We start from the raw sequence: 20,902 nt of genomic DNA on the forward strand, positions 1-20,902 counted from the left end.
CCTAACTGATTAAATTGCTTGACTGAGTTGTTGGTTTATAAACTAAATTTCCTTTTTCGGTGTTCCTTACAAGCTGAATAATTTTTGCTCATTAATCTACTATCCTCCTATAAATCGCGTTCTGCAAGAGCTGGTGTTTAAAAAAAATCACGAAAATGTTGATGGAATGTGATTGGTGTGGCTTGAACAAATGGATAGTCATATGTGGTGAATTTTATTTCCAGCTCAGAGCTATTTACTGAATGCAAAGGATTTCATTGCTGCAAGATGGTGATAAATGGCGTTGGGGGAGGGCATGATGGCTTTTTTGCAAAAAAATAGATTTTCCATCGTGATTATTGCAAATAAGCATGGAGTCGGCGCGGGAAACGTTGATTTGATTGTTTAAATGAGGAGTGTCAAAAAAATGCGAGCCGGAGTTATTTTGAGAGCTAAATCAAAATCTCTGGCTTAAGCTAAAAAAGTACCGAGAGTTGGGGGAGCCTATTTAATGAGTATTTCTCGTGTTGATACTGTGTCTATACCCGTTTCTGATCAAAACCAGGCGTTAGCGTTTTACCGCGATATGTTGGGATTCGAGCTCATCCGTGACCATCAAGCGGATCAGCATAAACGCTGGATTCAGCTCGCGCCAAGAGGGGCAGAGACAACAATTAGCTTGGTGATGCCTTTTGGTGGCATGAAAGCTGGCTCGGTTCAGGGTTTAGTGGTGCAGACGGATGATATCCACTCGACCCATGATGAGTTGTCGAGCCGGGGAGTGCCGCTCTCAGAGATTGTGACCTTAATTGGGGGACGGTTTGCGACTTTTGCTGATCCCGATGGCAATGGTTGGGTACTGATTGAAGCAAACACGCAAATGCTGGCTTGAGCCGTTAGAATTGATACCTGACGGTTAGACCAGTCAGGTATCATTCATAATGATTGCCATTGCCCGTTTACAGCTAGTTTGCTGTTAGCGTTTCACACTGACTTCGGTGGTCAGGGTATGTGACTCACCAGGAGCAAGAGTGACGCTGTTGCTGTTGTGAATGGTTGATTCGACGCATACCATGGTTTCGAAGCTATCGTCGGCCATATCGGCCATGCTAATTGAAAGCTCCTGCCATGGGTTCCAAATTACGGCTGCATTATGACCGCTGTTAGTCACGGCAATCTGACGACGCTGGTGGTCTTGGATCATCACTGTAGATTCTGGTTGCGTGTAAACACGGTCAACTTCACCTTCAAATCTCAGTTCCTCGCCACCTTGACAGATTTTACCTTCTTGAGTGCTATCCTGGTATTCGCCACCCATTTGAGTGATGGTGGTGTTGTGGATGCTTTCTACATTGAAATAAGTATGAAGTGCGCCAGAGAAACTCCACTCGGAGTCGTCGGTATTGGTGGAGGTCAGCGAGACTTTTAGGGTCGAGCCAATTTCGAACGTCAATACATTGCTGAACTTGTGCGGCCATACTGCGCGTGTTGCTTCAGTGTCAGTTAGTGTTAAAGCAACAATTACACCATTATCGTTTTCACGATGCTCTTTCAGGGCCCATTCACTGTTACGGGCAAAGCCGTGTGATGGTGCTGCGGCCTTGCCAAACCAAGGCCAGCAGACAGGGATCCCACCGCGGATGGCTTTTGCGGTATCGAATTCTGCTTTTTCGCTCAGCCAAATTACATCGTCTTCACCCTTTGGCTTGAACCAAACAAGGTGTCCGCCATGCAGAGAAATGCCGGCTTCAGCCTGGTCATGGCTGATTCTTACAATTTTGATCCCTTGGTATTCACAGATAGTGACAGCATCGGATAAGGCCGCCACTGTTGGAAGAGTATTGAAATCCATCAGACTATCCTTTGGTTGTAGCAATGTATAAATGATTGCCACCTTGGTGGAAAAGTAACAGTCAATTTTACACTTATTTTTATTTAAAAAATAAAGGTCTCTATTAAAAAATATTTGTTAAATTTGTAATTATTTTTTAGCTGCTTATTATCGCTATATCATGTGTGGAAGTAAAAAAACTACGGGTACAATACACAGATACAAAAAAGGCGACACCGTAGCGTCGCCTTTTATTATCTAGCTAAAAGCTTACATTACTTAGAGATGTGAGCGATTAGGTCTAGAACTTTGTTTGAGTAACCGATTTCGTTGTCGTACCAAGATACAACTTTAACGAAGTTATCAGTTAGAGCGATACCAGCTTTAGCATCGAATACAGAAGTCTGTACTTCACCGATGAAGTCCTGAGATACAACCTGATCTTCAGTGTAACCTAGAACGCCTTTTAGTTCGCCTTCAGAAGCTTCTTTCATTGCTGCACAGATAGCTTCGTAAGATGCGCCAGTTTTTAGGTTAACTGTTAGGTCAACTACAGAAACGTTAGCAGTTGGTACGCGGAAAGCCATACCAGTTAGTTTGCCGTTTAGTTCTGGAAGAACAACGCCTACAGCTTTAGCAGCACCAGTTGAAGATGGGATGATGTTCTGAGAAGCACCACGACCACCACGCCAGTCTTTAGCAGAAGGACCGTCAACAGTCTTCTGAGTAGCTGTAGTTGCGTGAACAGTAGTCATAAGACCAGACTCGATGCCGAACTTGTCGTTAAGAACTTTAGCGATTGGCGCTAGGCAGTTCGTAGTACAAGAAGCGTTAGAAACGATGTCTTGACCAGCGTAAGTGTCTTGGTTAACACCCATAACGATCATTGGAGTCGCATCTTTAGATGGACCAGTTAGAACAACTTTCTTCGCACCAGCAGTGATGTGCTGACGAGCAGTTTCGTCAGTTAGGAAAATACCTGTTGCTTCAGCAACAACGTCAACACCGATTTCGTCCCACTTAAGGTCCGCTGGGTTACGCTCTGCAGTTACGCGAACTGTTTTGCCGTTAACGATTAGGTTGCCACCTTCTACTTCAACAGTACCGTTGAAGCGGCCGTGAGTTGAATCGTACTTAAGCATGTAAGCCATGTACTCAACGTCGATAAGGTCGTTGATACCAACAACTTCGATGTCGTTACGCTCTACAGAAGCACGGAAAACAAAACGTCCAATACGGCCAAAACCGTTAATACCTACTTTGATAGTCATTACAGTTGCTCCACAACTTAATTTCTAATGAAAGATAACTGGTAGTAAAATTACAGAATCTAATGTGATGCTGCAAGTGAAAAACGAACTTAAATTGCGTAAGGTCAAAAAAAAGTTCGGATCTTTTTTACATTCCCACTACAACGCTGCAAATTCGTACAGAAGTTGTATGAATATCAATCATTGCTGTTATTAACTTTTAATATCAACACGAAGCTCATTCAAAATATGCTTAAATGAGCAGTGAAGATGTAAAATCCTTTCGAGCAGAAAGTATGTGCCACAGTTGACGCAAATGGCAACCATTTTTCAAAATTGATAACGTGAATAATAAAAGAAGGAAGTATAATGTCAGCCAAATCAGATTCTTACTGGCGTGAAAAACTGACGGAAGAGCAGTATCACATCTGTCGTGAGCAAGGAACCGAAGCGCCATTCTCAGGTAAACTGCTCCATAACCGCGAAACAGGTGTTTATAGCTGTACGTGTTGCCAGGCGCCATTGTTCCATTCAAGCGGTAAGTATGATTCAGGCTGTGGCTGGCCGAGCTTCGACGCACCCATTGAGCGAGATGCTATCCGCTATCTGGAAGATAACAGCCATGGCATGCACCGGATTGAAATCCGTTGTGCCAATTGCGACAGCCATCTTGGGCATGTTTTCCCCGATGGGCCGAAAACCACCGGGGAAAGGTATTGTGTGAACTCGGTATCCTTGATTTTTAATAACGAGGATGTGGAAAGCGGGCAACAAGGCGATGCTTAAATAGCATTGCACACCTCTATAATTTATTAAGACGCCCTGCTTTAAACCGCAGGGCGTTTTTTATTTGCAAGCGATGGTGGGAAGGGAGTCTAAAACTTAATAGGCCATGCTGGCATTGAAATCGCCGTCTCGAAGAGACTGGGCAATGCTGACAGCCTGACCATCCAGCTCGCTGCGTCGCTCTGTGCTCATCGGGTAAAACGCATTCAATTTATCCTGGCTTGCCACAGGCATCGACAGCTCACTGCCGACTTTAGCCCACAGGTAGGCTTTCTCAGTCTCCCCGTGCTGATGAGATAAAGTGGCTAAGCTTTGGATGATTTCTGGTTTAATCTTCGGCCGGCTTCCGTAAAGCTCCAGGGCACGCTTGAGCAAGACAACCGTCTTCTCCTGATCTTTGGTGGTATAGAAGGTCGCCAGTGCCAACTGCATCTCTGGGGTTTCCATTACCTCGCTACCTTCTAGTCTCAGGAACTTGCGTAAGGCATCTTGATCACCCTGACTCCAGCGAAAATACAGGATTTCCGGGTCGTTTGATTGTGCTAGCTCTTCGTTGAGGCGCTTTATCGAGGCATACGCGCTTAGCATTGCCTGAGTACGGAGGGTTTTTCGTTCTTTCAGTTCGGTTGGCTCAATACGCGCGGCATACTCCAAGCATTTCTGGTAGTCGTAGGTATATTTGAGCTCTTTGAACTTCTCTTTATCTGTCGGGTTTTTTAGCACATCGTAACGTTGCCAAATAAGGTTGACCCGCTGGAGGCGGCACTGACCATCATTGAGGTTGGTGTCAGCACATAGTTGTGGCTCAGCCTGACACAAGCTGTCCGTTGAACGGTGACGTTCGAAGCAACCGCTGAGCAAGACCAAGCTGGCCAATAATAGGGTGAGTTGTCGCGCGGGTTTTCTCATTTGGCTTTTCAGTAACTTCAATAATGTGAATCTTGTTAACGAGTTTATCAAAATAGAGATAAAAGACTGCGGCGGGCCGCTGATTTTCAGCAGTGTGATCCCCCAAGCATTTTATCGACGTATTCTTGGCGAGCTTTAGAGGAAACTGTTATTACTGCGAGCAAGAAATGCTAATAAAAGGAAAATAGAACAGCCATGGAACTCGAGACACTGCTTAACGCTATGACCCCAGAAGTTTACCAGCGCCTTGCCACTGCCGTTGAAATTGGTAAATGGCCAGACGGCACACCGCTGACACCTGAGCAGCGTGACTCTTCTATGCAGGCTGTTATGCTCTATCAGTCTCGCCACAATGCCGAAGCTGCGCATATGACAGTGGAAAAAGGAGGGGAGATTAAATTTAAGTCCAAGGCGGAGCTGAAAAAAGAGTTCTCGGGTGACAATACTTCAGTATCAGAGAGGGCGACTGACGATATTGCTCGTTTCGAGCATGACCAACTGTAAGTTAGCACCCAGCCGCACTTACTCTTTTATTTAATCGTACCCAATACCACGGGCGGGCAATAGAAGCCTGACAGCTCGTGGTCTTCTTCCCCAACTAAGTTAGCCACCCACGGCTCCTGTTCGATACAGGCCAAATAGTTATCTAGTAACGGGTAGTGGGAGAAACGCAACCCTGCCATCCAACCACTTCGCAATACGCTCCACAGGCTGATTTCCGCCATCGACAAATGATCGCCAATATAGCCTTGCTCTGGAAGCTGTTCTTCCAAGTATTGGATAGCTCTGGGCAGGTGATGCTCGAGGCACTGCTCGACCGCTTCTTCATCAACCTCTTTGTCGAGCATTTTTCCCCTCAGTATTTTTTGGTAGAACAGCACCCCGCCGATCAATGAAGTGAGACGGGTGTCTGCATACTCTTCCAGCCAGCGGATCTTAGCTCTGGTCAGTGCGTTACCGGGGTACAAAGGGGGAACAGGGAACTGATCGTCAAGGTAGTGGGCTATCACCGTCGAGTCCATGATGCTGTGCTGATCGACTTCCAATACAGGTACTTTGCCCAGCGGATGGCGCTTTTGAGCCAGCTCTTTTTCGACATAGGGGTTGAGGGGCTGAAGCTCGTAGGTGATCCCTTTATAGGCAAGGGCCAGCATGATTTTTCTGACAAACGGTGAAATCGAGGAGCCATGTAGGATCATAATGTACGCAAGGCCTTTCGCTGACAGGAATAGTCAAAGTGTAGCTGAGTAGTTGATTTTGAGAGAAGAACAATAAAAACGGCAGCCCAAGGCTGCCGTTTGATTTGCTTTAGTGATGCAAAGTGGGGGGCTTAGAGGGTTAGCTCGCCACGCAGGTCTTGTTGCATCAGGCTGCGTACGGTTTCTACCGGAAGCTCTTGGCTTAGCAGGAAGTGCAGCTTGGCCAGAGCAGCCTCTGGCGTCATATCGTAACCACTTAAGACGCCGGCATCGGCCAGGGCACAACCTGTTGCGTACCCGCCCATGTTGACCTTGCCCGACAGGCACTGGGTCAGGTTCATGACGATCACACCACGGTCGCTGGCTTCCTTTAGCTGTTCCAGCAGTTCTGTATTCTGCGGGGCATTACCGACACCGAAGGTCAGCAGGATCATCGCATTGACCGGCTGGCGTAGGGTATTGCGGATCACTTCTGGTGAGATCCCCGGGTACATGGTGATCACGCCAATCGGCTGTGGGGTAATGTTGTGGACCTTGAATGCACCTTCCGGCTTCTTGTCGATTTCAACATTGTTGAGTTGGATGTTGATACCGGCTTCCAGCAGCGGTGGTAGGTTTGGTGAAATAAAGGCACCGAATCCGTCTGCATGGGCTTTGGTGCTGCGGTTACCACGGATCAGTTTGTTGTTGAAGAACACAGTGACTTCATTGATCGGGTAATTCGCGGCAACGTGAAGGGCATTGAGCAAGTTGCTCTGGCCGTCAGATCGCAGCTCCGCAAGCGGAATTTGCGAACCGGTGACAATCACAGGCTTGTCGAGGTTTTCGAACATAAAAGACAGAGCAGAGGCGGTATATGCCATGGTATCCGTACCATGCAGGATCACAAAACCGTCGTACTTGTCGTAGTTCGCTTTAATATCATCAGCAATGCGCTGCCAATCCGCTGGCGTCATATCCGACGAATCGATCAGGGGATCATATTCGTGGATGGTGAACTTTGGCATTTCTGCACGATGGAATTCTGGCATGCTTTCCAATTGCTGTTCCATAAAACCAGCAACTGGTACGTAGCCATGGTCTGACTTCTGCATACCAATTGTGCCGCCTGTGTAGGCGATGTAAATGTGTTTTCTTTCCATATGAAGGTACAGAATTATCGGTTTGGTGGGCGCATTATACGGGGTATGTAGCGTAAAAAAAGCCCGGCGTTTGCCGGGCTGATCTCACTTTTAAAGATCCGGGCAGTTTACACAGAAGGCATATTGCCCTTTTGGATCATTGAAGTTACCAAGGGTGGAAAGGTCTGTTACAACTTTTTGTGTAACTGGTTGCATTGTTTCTGGCAACTCTCCCCACACCATCTGGTGGAGGTAGGCTTTGGCTTCAGCGCTGAACTGTTGCATGAACATTTCAGCTGTACTCAACGGCTTAGCCATCCAGCGTACTTCGTAGTCTTCACCCAGCGTTGCCAGTTCGGCGGCACTGGCAATGGCATCATCGAAGTCACCGAGTTCATCGACAAGACCCAGGGCTAGGGCATCCTTACCGGTCCAGACCCGACCCTGAGCAACACTGTCTGCTTGCTCAAGTGTCATATCGCGGTTTTGGCTGACTAGGCCGATAAAGCGTTGGTAACCGTTCTCAATACCCAGCTGGAAGATCTCGGCGATACCTTCAGGTAGCTCGCGGGTTACACCGACACCGGAGAATGGCGTTGTGCCGACCCCGTCACTGTAAATGCCCATCTTCTCCAAGCCTTTTTCGAACGTGGTCAAGATGGCAAAAATGCCAATCGAGCCGGTAATGGTAGTTGGCTGTGCCATGATCTTGTCAGCAGATGATGAAATCCAGTAACCACCTGATGCCGCGACACTCGACATGGATACCACCACAGGCTTGCCTGCCGCTTTCAGCGCATCGACTTCGTTACGGATCACTTCAGATGCAAAGGCGCTGCCCCCCGGACTATCGACACGGAGAATAACCGATTTCACTTTGTCATCAAGACGAGCTTCGCGCAGTAGGGCCGCAGTGGTATCACCGCCAACATTGCCCCTTTGCTGTGGGCCGTCCATGATGGCACCGCTTGCGACCACAACAGCGATTTGGTTGTCACTTGGTAGCTGGATATCTCCAATGGTTGGCTGGTAGTCGTAGTAGCTGATCTGGTTGAAGCTGTGGTCGTCGTTCTCGCCGAAAGTATCGATAAGCAGTTTGCGAAGCTGAGGACGGTTAACGAGCTCATCGACCAAGCCCATTTTTTCGCTCAGTTTGGCGAAATCACCATCGACGCTTTTCAGTTCGATAACAAACTGATCAAGCTGCGGTGTTAGTGTGCTGGCCTCAATCTGGCGGTTATTAGCGACATCAGAGGTGTAAGCTCCCCAAAGCTGGTTTAGCCATGCTGTGTTGGCTTCACGGGCTTCGTCAGACATACCATCGAGGGTATAAGGTTCGACAAAGGATTTGTAGGTACCGACACGGAAGACATGGGTATTGACGTTAAGCTTCTCGAACAAGCTCTTGTAGTAAAGGGTATAGCTGCCGTAACCGGTTAGCATGACACCGCCATCTGGTGACATGAAGACTTTGTCGGCGTAGCTCGATAGGTAGTACTGGCTTTGCTTGTAGTGATCGCCAATGGCATAGACCGGCTTGCCGGACTCCTTGAATTCCTTAAGTGCTTTGGCGATGTAGCGCAGCTTGGTCAGGTTGGTTTCGCTCATGTCACGTAGGTTGAGCACCAGACCGGTGATCCGCTCATCAGTGGCGGCAGTACGCAGGGTGTCGACAATGTCGAACAGTACGTTTTCTTGCGTTTGTTCATTGCCGAATGCACTGCTGGTAAGGCTATCAAGCGGACTGGTATAGCTACGCTGCTCAACGATTGGCCCAGAAAGATCCAATACTAATGCTGCTTGTTCTGGTAGCTCTGGCTCTTTGCCACTCTCGGTGAAAGCGAAGAACAGCGCGCCAATGATAATGAGGAATAGTAAGTTGATGATCAGCTGGCGGGTAAAGCTGATCAGTTTCCATATCCAACGGAAGATTTTGCCAATTCCTTTAAAGATCACTTTCATGAAGTTTCCTGATTTTTCGCCAAGGCTCGAGGCCTGCTTATTTCTCAATCTATATAAGATTGGACGTAATAATAATGATTTAGTTCTGTATGTAACTGTATATGCTAACCGAGTAAAAGAGGAAATACAGTAATTAATCGAATTGCGTGAGTAGCTTAGGGACGCAAATGCGTAGCAGCTATCACCAAAATGAACAAACGACTTGTCATTACTTTGGCATACGTTTTTATACAGAGAGTTAGATCTAAATCAATATATTGTTGCGTTTATGTAAACGATTGTTTGAAATATGGTTGGCTGATTCGTATACTGGTCAGACCATAACAACATAAAGAATGGAAGCCATGGACGATAAATCTTACCCTCATCTGTTATCACCGCTTGAACTTGGTTTCACTCAATTACGTAATCGTGTGTTGATGGGATCGATGCATACTGGCCTGGAGGAGTCCCGTGACGGATTCAAGAAACTGGCCGCTTTCTATGCAGCCCGTGCTAAAGGCGGTGTTGGTCTTATTGTTACCGGCGGTTTCTCGCCGAACTTTCGTGGTCGCCTTCACCCGCTGAGTGCCGAATTCAGTTCAGGCCGTGCCGCGCGGGCTCACCGTGTCATTACCGATGCCGTGCATGATGAGGGTGGGAAGATCGCCTTGCAGTTACTCCATGCCGGGCGCTATGCCATGCATCCTTTTGCTGTCAGTGCCTCAGCTATCAAGGCGCCTATCTCTAAATTTACGCCGAAAGAGATGAGTACCCGCCAGATCAAGAAAACTATCGAAGCGTTTGCACGTAGCTCAGAGCTTGCCAGAGAGGCAGGTTACGACGGCGTGGAGCTGATGGGCTCGGAAGGGTATCTGATCAACCAGTTTATCTGTAAGCGTTCAAACCATCGTTACGATGAATGGGGCGGCAGCTACGAGAACCGGATGCGTTTTCCGCTTGAGCTAGTTAAGGCGGTGCGAGCGCGCGTGGGACGTGATTTCATTATCGTTTTCCGTCTGTCGATGCTCGATTTAGTGGAGCAGGGCAGCACCCATGAAGAAGTGGTGATGCTGGCTAAGCAGCTTGAGCAAGCAGGCGTGACTATCCTCAATACCGGTATTGGCTGGCATGAAGCTAGGATCCCAACTATAGCAACCCAGGTACCAAGGGCGGCCTTTGCGTGGGTCACAGAAAAGCTCAAGTCGGAAATATCTATTCCGCTGGTGACCTGTAACCGAATCAATACCCCGCAAGTCGCGGAAGATATCCTGGCTAGCAATCAAGCGGATATGGTGTCGATGGCACGGCCGTTTTTGGCCGATCCGGATTTCGTGGTCAAAGCCGAACAAGATCGGGCCGATGACATTAATACCTGTATCGGTTGTAACCAAGCCTGTTTGGACCATGTGTTCGTTGGTAAGCGAGCGAGCTGCTTGGTCAATCCGCAGGCTTGTTACGAGACTGAATTGATCTTGTCGCCATCAGCCAGCCAGCGCCGTATTGCCATTGTTGGGGCAGGCCCTGCCGGTATGGCAACGGCTGTTGCTGCGGCTGAAAGGGGCTTTGAAGTCGATTTGTTCGAGAAGAATGATCACCTCGGCGGCCAATTTAACTTGGCGATGCAGATCCCTGGCAAGGAAGAGTTCAAGGAAACTATTCGTTATTTCACCCGCCGTCTAGAGCAAACCGAGGTGAATGTGAAGCTCGGCCATGCCGTGTCTGTCGATGACTTGCAAGATTATGATGAAGTGATCGTTGCAACCGGCGTCCAACCGCGCCGACCGCCAATCCCTGGTATCGACCATGAAAAGGTCATCGATTACCAGACCCTGATCCGTGACAAAGTCGAATTGGGCCAGCGGGTCGCTGTCATCGGTGCGGGTGGGATTGGGGTGGATGTCTCTACCATGCTGACCGAACCGGATCATCAAAGCTTGGATGATTGGCTTAAGGATTGGGGGATCGACAAGTCCATTGAGCATGCTGGTGGGCTGTATCCGCACGAAGAATACGTTAGCCAGCGTCAGGTGTGGTTGATGCAGCGCCGTCCGGGCAAGATGGGTAAAGGGCCGGGCAAGACAACCGGTTGGATCCACAAGAAAGTACTGGAAAAACGAGGCGTTGAACTACTAAGTGGCGTGAGTTACGACAAAGTTGATGACCAAGGCTTGCACATCACGGTTGAAGGCCAGTCGCGGGTGCTGGATGTCGATAACGTGGTGCTGTGTGCTGGACAAACCTCGGTAGATGAGCTTTCCGATGCGCTCAAGGCCAAGAACATCAATGTTCATGTGATTGGTGGTGCTGACCTTGCCGGCGAAGTCGATGCCAAGCGGGTGATCCGCCAAGGGGTCGAGCTCGCGGCGAAGCTTTAACATCAGAAACGAGTTCCTGGATCCTAGTTCCTAGGAAGAGAAAAGCATGTTCCTTGCTCTCTAGGAACCAGGATCTAGGTTCTAGGATCTCAACTCCATAATCTCGCATTTTTACCGTGGATTTATCGCGCCAAAACTGTGCTACCGTCTACTATAACTACACATTTTAATGAGGTTGTTATGGACGCACTTACCTTATTGCTCAACCGCAGATCGCTGCCAAAAATGGTTGCGCCTGCCCCGCAGGGAGAAGCGCTGGAGGCGATTCTTCGCGCCGGATTACGAGCGCCGGATCATGCGGGTCTGACTCCGTGGCGGTTTATTGTTTCTCAGGAAGACAGCTCTCAAGGTGCTGGTTCTAAAGGGGATGGTAGACAGAAACTCGCCGATATTTTGGCAGAAGCGGCCAACAGCGATGGCGCCGATGAAGCGACTATCGAGAAAGCGGGTAAATCACCTTTCAGGGCGCCTATGGTGATAACGGTTGTGGCCAAGGTATCTCAGCATGACAAGGTGCCGGTGATTGAGCAGCACCTGTCAGCAGGTTGTGCCGTACAGGCGATGCAACTGGCAGCGGTAGCCCAAGGGTTTGCGGGCTTTTGGCGCACCGGCAAGTGGGCTTACCATCCTGTAGTACGTCAGGCTTTGGGAGTGGAAGGTGAAGACATGATCGTTGGCTTCTTGTATCTCGGGACGCCGGGTTGCCGTGATGCCAAAGCACCTGAACGGGATTTGGCGCAATTTGTTGAGTACTTGTAACCTCATAATCGAAGCCGATAAGCGACGAAATGCTTAATCGAGAGGGGAGCCCATTGGCTCTCCTTTTTGATCCAAGTGGATGACAGGGTCTGGTTGCAGGAGTAGAATCCATCGCTCTTGTAAATTATCGGAGCGTGTCATGGAAAATGTTCGCCTTACCCAATACAGCCACGGAGCAGGATGTGGTTGTAAAATCTCCCCTCAAGTTCTTGATACTATTCTTCGAACGCAGCTCGCTCCGTTTGCCGACCCTAACCTGCTTGTAGGTAACGAAAGTAAAGATGATGCGGCGGTTTATGATCTTGGCAACGGTACCGCAGTGGTAAGTACCACTGACTTCTTCATGCCGATTGTCGACGACCCGTATGATTTTGGTCGTATCGCGGCAACAAACGCCATCAGTGACATTTACGCCATGGGTGGCAAGCCGATTATGGCAATTGCCATCTTGGGCTGGCCGGTAAACGTATTAGCGCCTGAAATCGCCCAGCAGGTGATTGAAGGTGGTCGTGCCGTATGCCGTGAAGCCGGTATTTCTTTGGCAGGCGGCCACTCTATTGATGCACCAGAGCCAATCTTTGGCCTTGCCGTGACGGGTATTGTGGATACAGACCGTGTTAAGCGAAACAATCAGGCTGAAGCGGGTTGTAAACTGTACCTGACCAAACCGTTGGGTATTGGTGTGCTGACTACCGCAGAGAAGAAATCCAAGCTACTGGATAAGCATCGTGGCCTGGCCCGTGACTGGATGTGCCAGCTGAATAAGCCGGGTGCAGATTTTGCTAACGTTGCGGGCGTGAAAGCCATGACCGACGTGACCGGTTTTGGCTTGATGGGCCACCTGAATGAAATCTGTGAGGGCAGCGGCCTGAAAGCCAATATCGACTTTTCTCAGGTACCACATTTGCCTGGTGTTTTTGATTACATCGAGCAAGGTTGCGTACCGGGTGGCACTGAGCGTAACTTTGCCAGCTATGGCCACCGCCTGGGTGAAATGACCGAGCAGCAGAAATCCTTGCTTTGCGATCCGCAGACGTCAGGTGGTTTGTTGTTGGCGGTGACGCCAGATGCCGAGCATGAAGTGAAAGCTATGGCCCAGCAACACGGTATCGAACTCAATGCGATTGGTGAATTGGTTGAAGCCACAGCCGATGAAACTGTCCTGATTGAGATTAGCTAAATATGTCACGTCCAAATTGCCAAGATTTCCGTCAGTTGTTTATCAATGATACGCCGTTGATGGACATGCGAGCGCCAGTAGAATTTGAACAGGGTGCCTTCCCGGCGTCTATCAATCGACCATTGATGCTCGATGAGGAGCGTCAGGCCGTGGGCACTTGTTATAAAGAGCGCGGTCAGGAAGCAGCAATTGCTCTAGGCCACGAGCTGGTTCATGGCGAAATCAAAGCTGAGCGAGTTGCCCAGTGGAAAGCCTTCTGTGAAGCTAATCCAAACGGCTATTTGTACTGTTTTCGTGGTGGGCTGCGTTCGCGAATTACCCAGCAGTGGCTGAAAGAAGCCGGTGTTGATTACCCGTTTGTTGAAGGTGGCTATAAAGCACTGCGTCGTTTTTTGATTGACACTATCGATGAGGTGGCGACTAAGCCAATGACACTGATCGGTGGTAATACGGGATGCGGCAAGACCATCATGGTCAATGAAATTGCCAACGGTATTGATTTAGAAGGTGCCGCCAACCATCGCGGATCGTCGTTTGGCCGTTATGTAACGGCACAGCGTACCCAAATCAACTTCGAAAATGTACTGGCGATCGCCATGCTCAAGAAGCAGGCCGCTGGGGTATCCCACTTCGTCTACGAAGATGAAGGTAAGATCATTGGCTCGGTCAGTGTACCACTGGCTATCAACCAAGCCATGCAGCAAGCACCGATTGCCATTGTTGATGATCCGCTCGACGTGCGCCTTGAGCGTTTGCTCGATGATTATGTCGTGCGTATGCAGCGTGATTTCTGCGCCGAATACGGTGAGCAAGAGGGCTGGGACCGTTTTGCCCAGTATCTAGAGCGTGGCATGTTCAGCATTCGCAAGCGCTTGGGCTTCCAGCGCTATGAAGAATTGTTACAGGTGCAACAGCAGGCGGTGAAAGCGATGCAGGCCAGCGGTGAGCTAACCGGACACTACGATTGGTTGAGCATGCTGCTGGAGCAGTATTATGATCCAATGTACACCTACCAACTTGGCAAAAAAGCTGATCGTATCGTCTTCCGTGGTGAATATGCTGATGTGAAGGCATGGTTGGCTGACAATTGCGCTTAACGCAATTGATGGTTTAACAGCGGTTTACACCGAAAAATAGTGAAGGCCTGGCTATGCTGAGCTGGGCCTTTTTGCTATGGCACGAAGGGTAAAAACAGGAACTGTATCTATATCCAGTATTTTCTTGTTCTCTCCGCACTTTTTTCTTATAGTTCAGCCAAGAGTTTCCTACGCGATCCAACTGAATTTCAATCATGTCTCGTCTATATATTGCAGAAAAACCTAGCCTTGGGCGTGCGATAGCCGCTGTATTGCCGCGTCCTCACAAGAACCATGACGGTTATATTGAGGCGGGCAACGGTGATATCGTTACCTGGTGTATCGGTCACTTACTCGAACAGGTTGAGCCGGATGCCTATGATGAGAAGTACAAGAAATGGAATATGGCCGACTTGCCGATTGTGCCGCAGCAGTGGCAGTTGTCACCGCGTAAATCTGCCAAGAAACAGTTGGGCGTGGTACGCAAGCTGTGCAAGCAGGCTGGGGAAGTGATCCACGCTGGAGACCCAGACAGGGAAGGTCAGCTGCTGGTGGATGAGGTCATAGACTACGTTAATCTTGCCCAAGGCAAAAAAGCGGCCATGCAGCGGTTGCTTATTTCCGACCTTAACCCGTCGGCAGTCAAGCGGGCGCTCGGCAAGCTACGCAGCAACCGTGATTTTATTCCGCTGTCGGTCTCGGCATTGGCCCGCTCACGTGCTGATTGGCTGTATGGTATGAACATGACCCGGGCTTATACCCTGCTTGGCCAGAAAGGGGGCTACCGGGGGGTATTGTCGGTAGGGCGGGTGCAGACGCCGGTATTGGGTTTGGTGACCCGCCGTGATGATGAAATTGCCAATTTTGTGCCTAAGCCATTTTATGAGCTTTTTGCGCTGATTCCTTACCAGCAGCAGGAGATCCGCGCTAGATGGAAGCCGAGTGAAGCCTGCAAACCTTGGCAGGATGAAGATGGCCGCATACTGAACCGCAAACTATGCGAGAACGTCGTTAGCCGTATCAAGGGCCAGCCTGCTGAAGTGACAGCGTCAGAGCGTAAAGAAACCAAGCAGGCGCCGCCATTGCCTTACTCACTGTCAGCCCTGCAGATTGATGCCGCCAAGCGCTTCGGCATGAGCGCTGCCGATGTTCTGGCTACTTGTCAGTCGTTGTATGAGAAGCACAAGGTGATCACTTATCCGCGTTCGGATTGTCGCTATTTGCCGATGGATCACTACCGACAGGCCGGCGACGTATGCCAGGCGATTGCTAATACTGACAACCAGCTTGGCAAAGCTGTGGATGGGGCAGATACTAGCCTCAAGTCGAAAGCGTGGAATGACAAAAAAGTCGATGCTCACCATGCGATTATTCCCACCCCCAAGTCGGTCAATGCCGCGAGCCTGAGTGGCAGTGAACAGAAGGTGTATCAGCTGATCGCCAGACAGTATTTGATGCAGTTTTACCCGGCAGCCATATACAGTGAAGCCAAGCTGGAGTTCACTATTGCGGGCGGTCTTTTTGTGGCTCGTGGACGCCAATTGATGTCTTCGGGATGGCGCGCCTTACTTGGCCGCGATGAACCGGCAGACAAGGAAGCTGATCTTGCCGACAAAGTACCGCCGCTTGAAAAAGGTACAGTGCTGACCTGCCGTGATGGCGAGATCCTCGATAAGATGACCGAGCCACCAAAGCCATTTACCGAAGCGACATTGTTGCAGGCGATGACCGGGATTGCCCGCTTTGTCTCAGACAGTTCGTTGAAAAAGATCCTCCGAGACACTGATGGTCTGGGCACGGAAGCAACCCGAGCCGGGATCCTCGATATATTGTTCAAGCGACAGTTGCTGATGCGTCAAGGTAAAAGTATCCATGCCACTGAGGCCGGAAAAGGGCTGATCTATGCCTTACCGGATGAGGCGACCTATCCGGATATGACTGCCCACTGGGAACACCAGCTACAGGATATGGCGGATAAGAAATGTGCCTACAAACCTTTTATGGATGCGCTGGAAGTACAGGTGACCCAGTTGATGGAAAAGGTGAAAACCAGCGAGGTGCCGCAAAGCCTTCGTGATTTGAAATCTCCCGAGCCGTTTAAAAAACGACGCTACAGTAAAGGTGGTGGTAAGGGGAGTAGTAAGGGCGGGCGTAAATCCTCAAGTACTGGCTCTTCGTCTTCTGCTGGAAAATCGCGTTCGCCTCGTCGTCGTACATCGAAGAAAGCCGTTTAGCCAGCATCACTGATCAAAAAGAGTTGGTTTCTTCCGTTTGATTTAGCTTCATACAGGGCGGTGTCGGCAAGTTTGAAGAACGTATCAGCAGAGCTTTTGGTTGAAGGGGTAATCGTGCAACCGCCAATGCTGATCGTTACGATATTCGACTTGCCTTCACTACCTGCAGTACTCGGTATTGCCAGCGCCCGAATAGCTTCCAGTGAACGCTCAGCGGCATACTGTGCAGCGTTGTGATCTTGCCCCGGCAGCAGTAAAACAAACTCTTCACCACCATAGCGGGCAAAGAGTGCACCCGCTCTTCGCTCGATCGGTGCCAGAGTGTTAGCAATGGTTTTGAGGCACTCATCCCCTGCGACATGACCAAAGCTGTCATTGTACTCTTTGAAGTGGTCGACATCGATGATCAATAAAGAAAGCGGTAGCGCATGGCGCTCCGCCCGACGCCATTCATCTGAAAAGCGCTCGTCAAACAGGCGCCGATTAGCCACTTGGGTGAGCGGATCTTCAAGTGATACTTTTTCAAGTTTATCCTTGGCCTGCTGGAGGGCTTGGGTGCGCTCCGCAACCCTTAGCTCGAGCTCGGTATTGAGCTGGATGAGCTTTTCTTCGGCTTGGCGTCTGACCAGGTGCTGGGAAACGATAAAACCAAATTGTTTCAACAGCTGGTGTAAGTGGGCGGGAAGAGGCATACCGCTCAGCAGGTTATCACAGGCTATCCAGCCAATCGGTGTATCTTCATCCCACAAAGAGATATATACACTCCACCCGAAACCGACCACTTTCAGGTTATGGTAAAGCGGTGTGTTTTCCTCTATGGCTAAATACTCCCCTTTCTGTTGTAGGATGTGGGATGCAAACCATAAATCAGGTATTTCAGACTCGAAATAATTTTCGTTGACCGTATTGCCATGGATATCTGTGCCGTAGGTACCCTGCATTCGGTTGCCCGGTTTAAACAAAAAGATAGCCATTCGGTCGATATTGAGCTGTTTTTTGGCTTCGTCGACAGCAATAAACAACATATTGTCGATTGAGTGGGCTCGCCACAACTTAAAGGAGATATCGTGCAAGGCCTGCAGTTGCTTCTGCAGACTGTGCTGCTCATGTTGGCGAATTTGCAGTTCGCGCTCTGCGATACGCCGGCCGCTGTGTTCGTCCTGAATGATGGCATCTATCATTGAGGCATTAAGCTCAGAAGCGAGCAGTACACCCAGATAGCTAAAGTCTTTGGCATCAAGCTGCTCAGTGAGATCGGTTTTGGGAAAATCAGCAATGAGGCAGCCAATAACCTGCGAGCGTCTCTCAAGGGGAAGCGATAGTCGGCGTACACCTTCTTGGTCAGTTAAGGTGGTTTTTTTTAATCTGATCGCCTTGGTGATCTGGTAAAACGGAAACGTCTCGTTCTCTTGATATTCAACAGGCGGGAAAAGATACTCGATTCCCTTGTTTCCAACATTCAGCAAGGTCTTCCAGTGCGATTTGTAAGCGACGACCAAGGTGGCGTTCTCCACCGCAAAGCTCAGCAGGAGATTCCTACATATTTGTTCGCAGGTGGTTCGTAAGCCGTGCGACTTGCCGGTTAAGGTAAGTACCCGATCGTAGAAGTCTTGAATGTGCGTACTCTGAGCCAAATGACCTTCCAGAAAATAGAATGTTGCGTAGTACGAATTACTTCCATCCTTGTTGGTTAGCGTTGGAAGTCTGTGTTCGGTTGCTGGGCGAGAAACCGTATCCGAGGGCTATTTCATGCTATTGTTGCGAATTTTTTACGATGAAAGGCCAATGGATACAGCAAATTAGCGTATTTTTGTTGGTAAGTTAGCAAAAATGCGACGCATAACACAAAGGGGTGTAACTGGCTGATTGCTCAGCCAGTAATTATTTGCTTGGAAGCAAGATCACGGTTTGTTTGGGGTTAGGATGTACTTAGAGCTATTGGTTAGATAATCATAGTTACCAAGGCAGGTAATTACCTTGGTAATCCATGAACAAACCGGAATCGGCAGGCGTTAGGTTGTCGATAACCTTTTTCAACCCAAGGGCTGACGTTTGGCTGTCGATAAGTGCATTTGGCCCGCCCATTTCAGTTTGTACCCAGCCAGGGTGTAGGGCAATCGAAATGATGCCTTCGGGGAGCAAGTCATTGGATAGGCTCTTGACCACTGAGTTCAGGGCGGCTTTGGAGGAGCGGTAGATATAGCCGCCACCACTGGTGTTTTCAGCCATGCTGCCGACTTTAGATGAAAGGTATTTATCACAAAATAATTAATTAGTCGAAGTCCAGTAAACTAGCGAACTCTTGAGTAAACTTGTATGACGGTTGAGGCATCGTTGAATCTAACTCGTTCAAGTAGTGCAGAATCCAATCTGTAGCAAAAGGGGCTTGCTTACTGTAACCACTCTTACCGTGTTTCTGGTGCATTCGCTTACTACCTGTTTTCTTGGCTTCTGACCAATCAGGAAGACCGTTTACAACTTTGCGGATGTCTCCCTCACTTAAACCAATCTTGGCAGCAGCTAAGGAAGCAGGGTGAACCAAAATTACATCTTCATGTTTCAAGGCTTCTTCTAACAGTGCTCTACGCTCTCCTTTCACATCTGTTGCAAGTTGCGCTTGTTTTGTCACCGTCATCGGTGCATGTTTGAAATCCGTTAAATCTGTCGAATAATCCAGTAACCAATGCAAAATCTTGTGAAGCTCGAAACTGTCTTCATCTGTCAAAATGTCTGAGTAACCACTAAAGAAATCAGCAGACTCTGATACATCTTTCAGGTGCTCTATTCGTCTTGGCATGTAATAACGTCTGTCGTCTGCTTCCATGTACAACGGCTTATCATCGTTTGAGGTGATTACTGCATTAAACGTTCTACGCTCGGTCTGACCGTCCTTGTTCATTACTCGTTTCAACAAATACTCGTTCGTTACTAAAGCTTTGAGTTTGTCTGCACTGTCTTTCTTATCTGCGTAAACCTCATCCACCAGCACCAAAACCGAATCGAAGTAACTACCGTTATGAGTCGCTATCATGTCTTTCCATCGGGGAGCACTGTAATTGTTTAAACCTACCAACTTTGCAAGCACCGATTCAAACAGAAAAGTCTTTCCCGTTCCTTGGTCGCCTGTTATCAACGGGCAAACGTTCATCGGGGTTTCTGGATGCGAAACCATGTGCTTCATGTAACTAACCATGTAATGACGCTCATCTGCATCTGGGAACAATCTCTCTAAGGTCTCAAACCATTGTGAAGAGGGAGCACTTGCTATCGGGGTAATTGGACTAGGGACGTACTTGTTTAAAATGTATGTGCCGTAATCCGTCTTTTCTAGATTTGAAACTCTATCCGTGTGAGGCTCGTAAACTTCCTCCGTAACTTCATGAATCAAACCTAAACAATTCTCTTGGGATTTCTTTGACCAACGTTGCCATGCATGAGGCTTCGATAATCTCTGCTCTAAAGCGTAACGATTGCAAAGATTGAAAACGGTCTCTGCACTCACTAGCTGGTGGCTATCCTTGCTTTTGTAAACTCGGTTACCTGTACCGTTCACCACTGCGTAAACATGCCTGTTCACCTCTGCCATTACCGAAGCAGGGTAAAACTGGTTCGTCTGTTCCTTCAAGCCTTGCTCTAAAGCTCGGAAACGTTTCAAATACTTTGTTGCTAGGCGTCTAAACTCTGAATAAGAAATCTCTGGTAAATCTGAATCTTGAGAAGAAGAGTCTGTAACATGCTCGGTCACGCTGTTTAAACATTTAGAAAGTACGTGAAAATTCTTGTCTGTGACTTCGAGAAGAGTCTCTGTTTCATTGTGCTTCTCTGTTAATAAATCTAGACGCTCTGATAAGTGCTCGATTGCTGATAGCAATTCTTGGTTAGTCGGCTCTGTCTGCATTTAGGGTCTCCATCATGGAATTGTATTTGGTTGGGTCTGTTAAGGCGATTTCTAAAACCTCAATCGGCTTCAAGCTGTAATGTCTTGCCAAGGGCATAACCACATCTAGCAAGGATTGATTTAAGTAAAGTTTCATTGGGTTTCCTCTGTCATTTCACAATAATTTCACACACAAAATTTTAACATGTGAAAAAGGTGATTACTACAGTCTTTAAATAAACTCTCGTTGCTACTGTGAAAAGTGTGAAATTTAACGGTAAAGCACTGATAGTAATAGAATAAACACTACACACTAGGTGGAAATTTGGTGTGAAATTGGTGTGAAATGGTGTGAAATTTTTGGTTAAAAAGTGAGCGATTG

Annotated in this window: 16 protein-coding genes and 1 pseudogene; 8 read left to right on the forward strand and 9 right to left on the reverse strand. The window is 48.5% G+C overall.

Features of this window, described 5'->3' with window-relative positions; all coding sequences use genetic code 11:
• Window positions 1–490 precede the first annotated feature (490 nt).
• On the forward strand, window positions 491–871 hold the full coding sequence (locus ACXAD4_RS05330) for a VOC family protein (protein WP_107298600.1): 381 nt from the start codon (window positions 491–493) through the stop codon (window positions 869–871).
• An 84-nt stretch (window positions 872–955) separates the two neighbouring features.
• Here the strand turns inward: ACXAD4_RS05330 and ACXAD4_RS05335 are convergent, their stop codons facing one another.
• Both ACXAD4_RS05335 and gap read right to left on the reverse strand, forming a co-directional pair.
• Window positions 956–1,831, reverse strand: coding sequence for a D-hexose-6-phosphate mutarotase (locus ACXAD4_RS05335; protein WP_475239325.1), 876 nt, complete (start codon window positions 1,829–1,831; stop codon window positions 956–958).
• A gap of 254 nt (window positions 1,832–2,085) precedes the next feature.
• Window positions 2,086–3,081 carry a type I glyceraldehyde-3-phosphate dehydrogenase gene (gene gap, locus ACXAD4_RS05340; RefSeq protein ID WP_039459186.1) on the reverse strand — a complete coding sequence of 332 codons (996 nt, stop codon included), beginning with the start codon at window positions 3,079–3,081 and terminating at the stop codon, window positions 2,086–2,088.
• Between the two features lie 348 nt (window positions 3,082–3,429).
• Between gap and msrB the strand changes: the two genes are divergently transcribed.
• Entirely contained in the window at window positions 3,430–3,846 is a 417-nt protein-coding gene (gene msrB / locus ACXAD4_RS05345) for a peptide-methionine (R)-S-oxide reductase MsrB (RefSeq protein ID WP_475239327.1), read from the forward strand.
• 96 nt (window positions 3,847–3,942) lie between these two features.
• On the opposite strand, the gene ACXAD4_RS05350 is transcribed toward msrB, so the two are convergent.
• Window positions 3,943–4,755, reverse strand: a complete 813-nt coding sequence (locus ACXAD4_RS05350) for a DUF2989 domain-containing protein (protein WP_475239329.1) — start codon at window positions 4,753–4,755, stop codon at window positions 3,943–3,945.
• Window positions 4,756–4,950: 195 nt separating this feature from the next.
• Here ACXAD4_RS05350 and ACXAD4_RS05355 point away from each other — a divergent pair, with 195 nt between their 5' ends.
• Window positions 4,951–5,259 carry a YeaC family protein gene (locus ACXAD4_RS05355; RefSeq protein WP_475239332.1) on the forward strand — a complete coding sequence of 103 codons (309 nt, stop codon included), beginning with the start codon at window positions 4,951–4,953 and terminating at the stop codon, window positions 5,257–5,259.
• A gap of 26 nt (window positions 5,260–5,285) precedes the next feature.
• Here the strand turns inward: ACXAD4_RS05355 and ACXAD4_RS05360 are convergent, their stop codons facing one another.
• From ACXAD4_RS05360 to sppA, 3 genes are all read right to left on the reverse strand, one after another.
• Window positions 5,286–5,954, reverse strand: coding sequence for a glutathione S-transferase family protein (locus tag ACXAD4_RS05360; RefSeq protein ID WP_475239333.1), 669 nt, complete (start codon window positions 5,952–5,954; stop codon window positions 5,286–5,288).
• A 131-nt stretch (window positions 5,955–6,085) separates the two neighbouring features.
• Window positions 6,086–7,096: an asparaginase gene (gene ansA, locus ACXAD4_RS05365; protein ID WP_475239335.1), complete on the reverse strand. Its 1,011-nt coding sequence runs from the start codon at window positions 7,094–7,096 to the stop codon at window positions 6,086–6,088.
• Between the two features lie 90 nt (window positions 7,097–7,186).
• Window positions 7,187–9,037, reverse strand: a complete 1,851-nt coding sequence (gene sppA / locus ACXAD4_RS05370) for a signal peptide peptidase SppA (protein ID WP_475239337.1) — start codon at window positions 9,035–9,037, stop codon at window positions 7,187–7,189.
• A 344-nt stretch (window positions 9,038–9,381) separates the two neighbouring features.
• On the opposite strand from sppA, the gene ACXAD4_RS05375 reads away from it, so the two are divergent.
• The 5 genes from ACXAD4_RS05375 (at window position 9,382) to ACXAD4_RS05395 (ending at window position 16,643) form a co-directional block, all read left to right on the forward strand.
• Window positions 9,382–11,394, forward strand: a complete 2,013-nt coding sequence (locus tag ACXAD4_RS05375; protein ID WP_475239339.1) for an NADPH-dependent 2,4-dienoyl-CoA reductase — start codon at window positions 9,382–9,384, stop codon at window positions 11,392–11,394.
• Between the two features lie 180 nt (window positions 11,395–11,574).
• Entirely contained in the window at window positions 11,575–12,153 is a 579-nt protein-coding gene (locus tag ACXAD4_RS05380) for an NAD(P)H nitroreductase (protein ID WP_475239341.1), read from the forward strand.
• A gap of 139 nt (window positions 12,154–12,292) precedes the next feature.
• Window positions 12,293–13,333, forward strand: coding sequence for a selenide, water dikinase SelD (gene selD, locus ACXAD4_RS05385; RefSeq protein ID WP_475239344.1), 1,041 nt, complete (start codon window positions 12,293–12,295; stop codon window positions 13,331–13,333).
• A 2-nt stretch (window positions 13,334–13,335) separates the two neighbouring features.
• On the forward strand, window positions 13,336–14,430 hold the full coding sequence (mnmH, locus tag ACXAD4_RS05390) for a tRNA 2-selenouridine(34) synthase MnmH (RefSeq protein ID WP_475239346.1): 1,095 nt from the start codon (window positions 13,336–13,338) through the stop codon (window positions 14,428–14,430).
• 194 nt (window positions 14,431–14,624) lie between these two features.
• Entirely contained in the window at window positions 14,625–16,643 is a 2,019-nt protein-coding gene (locus ACXAD4_RS05395; protein WP_475239348.1) for a DNA topoisomerase III, read from the forward strand.
• Here ACXAD4_RS05395 and ACXAD4_RS05400 read toward each other — a convergent pair.
• From ACXAD4_RS05400 to ACXAD4_RS05410, 3 genes and pseudogenes are all read right to left on the reverse strand, one after another.
• Window positions 16,640–18,277: a GGDEF domain-containing protein gene (locus tag ACXAD4_RS05400; RefSeq protein ID WP_475239351.1), complete on the reverse strand. Its 1,638-nt coding sequence runs from the start codon at window positions 18,275–18,277 to the stop codon at window positions 16,640–16,642. The two genes, ACXAD4_RS05395 and ACXAD4_RS05400, sit on opposite strands and share 4 nt — an antisense overlap.
• A gap of 322 nt (window positions 18,278–18,599) precedes the next feature.
• Window positions 18,600–18,893 (reverse strand): annotated as a pseudogene (locus ACXAD4_RS05405) (SDR family NAD(P)-dependent oxidoreductase); the annotation flags it as partial.
• A 22-nt stretch (window positions 18,894–18,915) separates the two neighbouring features.
• The gene (locus ACXAD4_RS05410) at window positions 18,916–20,541 is read right to left on the reverse strand and encodes a primase-helicase family protein (protein ID WP_475239354.1); all 1,626 of its coding nucleotides are present in this window, start codon (window positions 20,539–20,541) and stop codon (window positions 18,916–18,918) included.
• Window positions 20,542–20,902 lie beyond the last annotated feature (361 nt).

It is taken from the genome of Photobacterium sp. AWH4_225 (genome assembly GCF_056158405.1).